5 protein-coding genes and 1 rRNA gene are annotated in these 5,834 nt (G+C 73.9%); 1 reads left to right on the top strand and 5 read right to left on the bottom strand.

Annotated elements, in window-relative coordinates:
- The 3 genes from BJF79_RS30220 to BJF79_RS30210 all read right to left on the bottom strand — a co-directional run.
- Window positions 1-1,258: FAD-dependent monooxygenase (locus tag BJF79_RS30220; protein WP_075902515.1), on the bottom strand; the 1,258-nt coding region annotated here is incomplete at its 3' end.
- Between the two features lie 74 nt (window positions 1,259-1,332).
- Complete coding sequence (locus BJF79_RS57455) at window positions 1,333-2,346, bottom strand: hypothetical protein (RefSeq protein ID WP_075902513.1); 1,014 nt, start codon at window positions 2,344-2,346, stop codon at window positions 1,333-1,335.
- A 50-nt stretch (window positions 2,347-2,396) separates the two neighbouring features.
- On the bottom strand, window positions 2,397-3,557 hold the full coding sequence (locus tag BJF79_RS30210) for a cytochrome P450 (RefSeq protein WP_262402754.1): 1,161 nt from the start codon (window positions 3,555-3,557) through the stop codon (window positions 2,397-2,399).
- Between the two features lie 118 nt (window positions 3,558-3,675).
- On the opposite strand from BJF79_RS30210, the gene BJF79_RS30205 reads away from it, so the two are divergent.
- Complete coding sequence (locus BJF79_RS30205; protein ID WP_075902511.1) at window positions 3,676-4,212, top strand: hypothetical protein; 537 nt, start codon at window positions 3,676-3,678, stop codon at window positions 4,210-4,212.
- A gap of 2 nt (window positions 4,213-4,214) precedes the next feature.
- Here the strand turns inward: BJF79_RS30205 and murA are convergent, their stop codons facing one another.
- Window positions 4,215-5,522, bottom strand: coding sequence for a UDP-N-acetylglucosamine 1-carboxyvinyltransferase (murA, locus tag BJF79_RS30200; protein ID WP_075902517.1), 1,308 nt, complete (start codon window positions 5,520-5,522; stop codon window positions 4,215-4,217).
- A 235-nt stretch (window positions 5,523-5,757) separates the two neighbouring features.
- Window positions 5,758-5,834: ribosomal RNA gene (gene rrf / locus BJF79_RS30195) — 5S ribosomal RNA — on the bottom strand; the annotation flags it as partial.

Genomic DNA, 5,834 nt, shown 5'->3' with positions numbered 1-5,834 from the left:
CGGTCGCGCAACCGCCCGCCGCCGGACAGCCGGACGTCCGGGGCGCGCCGCCCCGTCCAGCCGGCGCGCCCGCGTGCGCCGGGTAGGCGATGCCGATGCCCGACACCGCCCCCGCCATCCGCCGCGCGACGGGCCGGATCCCGGTCGCCGCGCGCAGCCCGGCGTCGCGCAGCCGCCGCTGCCACGGCCGCTCGGCGATGACCGCGCGCAGCAGCGCGCCACTGCCCGCCAGCACCCGCCGCCCGATCGGGTACCGCTCGTCGTGGTAGCCGTCCAGCAGCCCCGGCGGCGCCCACCCGTGGAGGTCCGCGGCGAGCCGCCAGGACAGGTTCGCCGCGTCCTGCAGCCCGGTGTTCATGCCCTGCCCGCCCGCGGGCGAATGGACGTGCGCGGCGTCGCCCGCGAGGAACACCCGCCCCACCCGGTAGCGCGGCACCTGCCGCTCGTCGCTGTGGAACCGGGACGTCCAGCGCGGGTCACGCATACCGTGATCGGTGCCGAGGACGCGCCGCGTCACCTCCCGCAGCTCGCCGAAGTCGACGGGTTCGGAGTCCGCGACCTGGTGCGCCCGGTTCCACGCGATCACCCGGTACCAGCCGTCGCCGAACGGCGCCAGGAACGCGAACGCGTCGCCCGTCCCGCCGACGGTCAGCACGTCGCGCGGCGGGTCGTCGAGCAGGACGTCGGCGAGCATCACCGACCGCACCGCGGACCGGCCCGGGAACGGCAGGCCGAGCGCCTCCCGGACGGTGCTGCCGACCCCGTCGGTCCCCACCACGTACGCCGCGCGCCGCGTCTCGGCGGCCCCGTTCCCCGCGCCGGTCCGGCGGACGCGGACGTCCACGCCCGTCTCGTCCTGACGCAGGCCCGTCACCTCCGCACCGTGCACGATCTCCGCACCGGCGGCCAGCGCCCGCTCCCGCAGCACCCGCTCGGTCTCGTACTGCGGCGTGATCAGCACGTACGGGAACCGGCCTGGCAGCCGCCCGAGGTCGAGCCGCGCGCCGCCCGGCAGGCTCAGCTCCCGCAGCCGCCGCCCCGTCCCGGCCAGTTCGGCCGCGACGCCGCGCGCGTCCAGTTGTTCGAGGGTGCGGGCGTGCACGGCGAACGCGCGGGTGAGGTTGTTCACCTCCTCCGGGCGCCGTTCCAGCAGGGTGCAGCCGATCCCGGCGACGGCCAGGTCCCCCGCCAGCAGGAGCCCGGTCGGCCCCGCCCCCACGACGATCACGTTCCCGGTGGGCCGTCCGATGGGCGGCATCGCGTCTCCTCTCGCTCGACGGCGGAGACCTCGTCCACCGGGACACTTCCCCGGATCGCCGGACCCTCACGCCCTTATCCGAAGGCGCTTCCGGCGTTGCGGAGCAGGGTCGAGACGGCGCCGACGGTGCTGTACCCGCGCCACTCCAGCTCGGCGGCGGGCGAGTAACTGGCGAAGTCCACCCGCCACCCGCCGTCGTCCCGCTGCCCGTCCGCGAGCTTCCGCAGCTCCGCCGCGATGACCTCCGGGGCGAACAGGGACCGGACGGGACGGTCCGGATCCGGCGCGAAGTCGAGCGGGCGCATCGCCTCGTCCGCCAGCCCGCCCGCCACGTGGACCATGCCGGACTCCGGGATGTGCCTCCCGAGGACCTCGATCAGCTCCCCGTCGTCGGCGGCGTCGGCCAACCGGAGCGCGAACGCCAGCTCCAGGGCGTGCGGTTCGGCGGTCGCCCGCGCCGCGTCCCGGCAGAACCCGATGGCACGTTCCAGCCACGGATGCGCCGCCACCGCCGGGTCGTGGTCGGCGACCCGCCGCGCCGTCGCCGCCACGATCGCGGTGATCTGCAGGGACGACGCGTCCGGATCGGCGGACGCCCAGAACGGCGCGCAACCCGCGGGGTCGGGGACCGGCAACGCGAACGGCAGCCCGCCGTCCGGCAGCGTCACCGACTCCAGCCAGTCGCACAACGCCACGGCGTACCGACTCGCGTCCTGCGCCCCCTCGGCCCCCGCCGACGGCCTTCGTTCCGCAGCCCGTCCAAGGCCCCCGTCCGTCGTGGCCTGCGCATCCTCGGCGTCGACAGACGCGGCTCGTCCACCGGGCCGTCCGGGATCCTCACGGGCGAGTTCGAGGAAGACCTCGAAGGCGTGCAGGGCGGGGCCGGGCTGGCTCGTCCGCGACCGCAGGTCGGGTTCCAGCCCCCACCCGTAGCCGCCGTCGGGGTTGCGGTACGCGTTCAGCGCGGCCAGCAGCGCCGCCCGGTCGCCCTGCCCGGTCAGCAGTTCGAAGCGGCGCCGGTCGAGCGGCCGGGCGTGCATGGCCATGAAGTCGGACGCCTTGGCGACGTCGATGCCGTCGATGTTCATGGCACCAGCGTGGCCGCCGCACCGTCACGTCGTCTTGTACGTTCCGGTCATCACCACGTAAGGACCAGTTCGGCGGGCGAACGGTGGATGAGGTTCGGCAGCATTTCCACCGGTTCCTCCAGCCGCAGGTCCGGCAGTTCCCGCGTCAGCGTCTCCAGCGCGATCCGGGCCTGCTCGCGCGCCAGGTGCGCACCCGGGCACGCGTGGACTCCGTGCCCGAACGCCAGGTGCCGCGCGGGCGGACGGGTGATGTCGAACTCGTCCGGACGGTCGTGGGCGGCGGCGTCGCGTCCCGTGGCACCGAACGCGAGGAACACCGCCGCGCCCTCCGGCAGGTCCGTCCCGGCGAGCGTCACCGGCCGCGTCGTCACGCGCCGGAACCCCTGGATCGACGCCTCGTACCGCGCGGTCTCCTCGACCGCCGCCGGGATCAGCTCGGGCCGCTCGCACAGCAGTTCCCACTGGTCGCGCCGCCGCAGCAGGTGCAGGACGGCGTTCCCGATCAGGGCCGTGGTGGTCGAGTGCCCGGCCAGGAGGAGGTTCTGCAGGTTCGACAGCAGGGTCCCGTGCGGCTCGATCGCCCGCACCATCTCCCCGCACAGGTCGTCGCCGGGTTCGGCTCCGCGTGCCCGCACGTGCGCGTCGAGGGTCCGCTTCATCCCGACGACGGCCCGCGCGGCGGCGACCTGCTCCGCCACCGGCATCGGACGGAACACCAGGTCCTCCGACCGGTAGCTCCCCTCCACGATGGCCGGCACCTCCGCGGGGTCGAGGCCGAGCAGGTGGCCGAGCACCTCGCCCGGCAGCACCCGCGCGTACCGTCCCATCAACTCGACGCGCCGGTCCGCGGCGAACCCGGCGACGAGCGCCGCGGCCCGTCCGGTGATGAACGGAACGGCGGCCGCGACCCGCTTCGGCGACAGCCCGCGCGTCAGCGGCTCCCGGACCCGCCGGTGCTCGTCGCCGTCGGCGGTCAGCACCACCGGCCGTCCCGACGGGACCGACCCGAGAACGGCGACGGCCTCCGGCCCTGGCACCACGTCGGGACGCAGCGCGTTCGCCGACGAGAACGTCTCGGGATCGCGCAGCACCGCCCGGACGTCGGCGTCCCGCGCGACGAGCCACGCGTCGAGTTCGGGGACGAACGTCAGCCCGTCCGCCGCCCGGGCGCGCGCGTAACAGGGGTAGGGGTCTCGCCGGTCGAAGTCCACGATCCTCCTCGGTCGTCCGCCGCGCCGCTCCCCCGGCACGCTAGTGGCCGCACCCCCGGCCCGTCACCCGCCGGAAAACCGGATGCCCTGCCGTCCGTCCGCCGCCTAGCCTGACGGGATGCACGTCACCTTCGAGCGGACGGGCCGCCGCCGTTACGCGACGATCGTCGTCCCGCCCGGACGGGCGCCACGGCGGGTCGACCCCGCCCCCGGATACCACGATCACATCCCGCACGACCTCGTCCACTACCTGACGGAAGCCGAACTGGGGCTGGCCCGCGGCGTCTTCGGGCGCGCGGCGGCGGGCGGCGGAAGCTTCCACGAGACCGCCGAGGTCCCGGGCGACCGGCGCGCTCGGGCACGGGCACAGCGCAGGCTGAAGAAGCGGGAGGCGTCCCTGCAACGGGCCGACGACGGCGACATGGCCGCCTCCGAGGCGCTCGCCGGGCTGTGCACGATCGCGTGGTTGCGGCGCGCCGGCGCCGAGACGCCCGCGTGGGCGGAGCGCTTCCCGGTCCCGCCCGAGCACGCCGCCGCCGTCGACCGGATCCTCGACCGCCTCGACGAGGCCGCGCGGCTCTGGCACGGCCTCCCCGAAGGCGGTTCCATCAGCTACACGTGGCCGCACACGGACCCGTCCGTGACGAGCGGCTGACGTCAGGCCGTCACGGACCGCAGCGCGAGACCGAGGTCGCGGAACTGCTCGACCGGCCGGTGGTAACCGCGCTCGATATGGTGCACGCCCCGCAGCGTGGACGGCCCCTCCGCCACCGCCGCCGCCAGCACCGCCGAGAACCCCGCGCGGATGTCGGGCATCGTCACGTCGCCGCCGCGCAGCTTCGTCACACCGCGCACGACCGCCGAATGCAGCGCCGCCGTATCGTGATACCGGCAGGCGGGACCGCCGAGGCAGGTGTCGTACACCTCGATCTCCGCCCCCATGCTCTGCAGCGCGGGGACGTACGCGAGCCGGTTCTCGTACACCGTCTCGTGCAGCACCGACATGCCGTCCGCCTGTGTGAACAGCACCATCAGCGGCGTCTGCCAGTCGGTGGCGAACCCCGGGTGCGTGTCGGTCTGCACCGCCGCGGGCCGCAACCCGTCCGGCGCCGACGCCATGATCCACTCGTCGGTGATGTCGAATTCGGCGCCCATCCGCGTCAGCGTGGTGATCGCGGTGACGAGCCGGTCCTGCGGGCAACCGTGCACCCGCACCTCGCCCCCGGTGACGAGCCCCGCCACCAGGTAGGAGAACGCCTCGATCCGGTCACCGTCCAGCCGGGTCTGCGCACCGTTCAACCGTTCGACGCCCTCCACCACGATCCGGCGGTCGGGCGCGAACGAGATCCGCGCCCCCATCCGCTGCAGGAACAACGCCAGCTCGATGATCTCCGGCTCCGTCGCCGCGTTGCGGATGACGGTCTTGCCTTGGGCCCGCACCGCGGCCAGCAGCACGGTCTCGGTCGCACCAACGCTCGGGTAGGGAAGGTCGACCCGCGTCCCGACGAGCCGCGACGCCCGCGCGTGGATGCCGTCCGCCGCGTGCGTCACCTCGGCACCGAACGCGCGCAATGCCTCGACATGGAAGTCGACGGGACGCCGCCCGATCGGATCACCGCCGACCAGCGGGACGAACGCCTCGCCCGCCAGATGCAGCAGCGGCCCCAGCATCAGGATCGGAATGCGGTTCAGCCCCGTGAACGCCTTGCCCACGCTCGGGTCGGCCACCGCGCCCGGCACCACCGTCACCTCGTCGCCGGCGCGCTCCACCGTCATCCCGACGTGCTCGAGCATCCCGGCCGTGATGCCGACCTCGCCGACATCCGGTGCGTTGCCGATCGTGCTCGGCCCGCCCCCCAGCATGGCCGCAACCATGTGCTTGCTGACTGCGTTCTTAGCACCCCGCACCGTCACGTCGCCGCGCAGCGGCCCAGACGGCTCGATCTCCCACAGCTTCTCGGTCATCACTGCAGCCTACGACCGGACGCACGCGACCGCGTCACGTCCGCTCCGTCCCCCTGGGCAGAGACCGTGCCGATGTGAAACGTGTGGGCACACCGGCACGGCCTTATTCCGAGTGCACGGAACGCCGTAATTCTCCCGGACTGCACGTTGCGACACCGTTGCACACAGCGAGCTTCACTGAGCCACAAAATGAGAAAGGCCCCGCCGTAAACGGCGGGGCCTTCCTGCAAAAAAAGTCCGGCGGCGTCCTACTCTCCCACACAGTCTCCCATGCAGTACCATCGGCGCTGAGAGGCTTAACTACCGGGTTCG

The sequence above is a fragment of the Actinomadura sp. CNU-125 genome, from assembly GCF_001942465.1.
In the GTDB taxonomy this organism is placed as follows: Bacteria; Actinomycetota; Actinomycetes; order Streptosporangiales; family Streptosporangiaceae; genus Spirillospora.
This window is presented reverse-complemented; position numbering and strand designations above follow the sequence as displayed.

Coding starts and splice junctions, on each gene's coding strand:
- BJF79_RS57455 (WP_075902513.1), bottom strand. CDS start 2,346: ATGAACATCGACGGCATCGACGTCGCCAAGGCGTCCGACTTCATGGCC.
- BJF79_RS30205 (WP_075902511.1), top strand. CDS start 3,676: ATGCACGTCACCTTCGAGCGGACGGGCCGCCGCCGTTACGCGACGATC.
- murA (WP_075902517.1), bottom strand. CDS start 5,522: ATGACCGAGAAGCTGTGGGAGATCGAGCCGTCTGGGCCGCTGCGCGGC.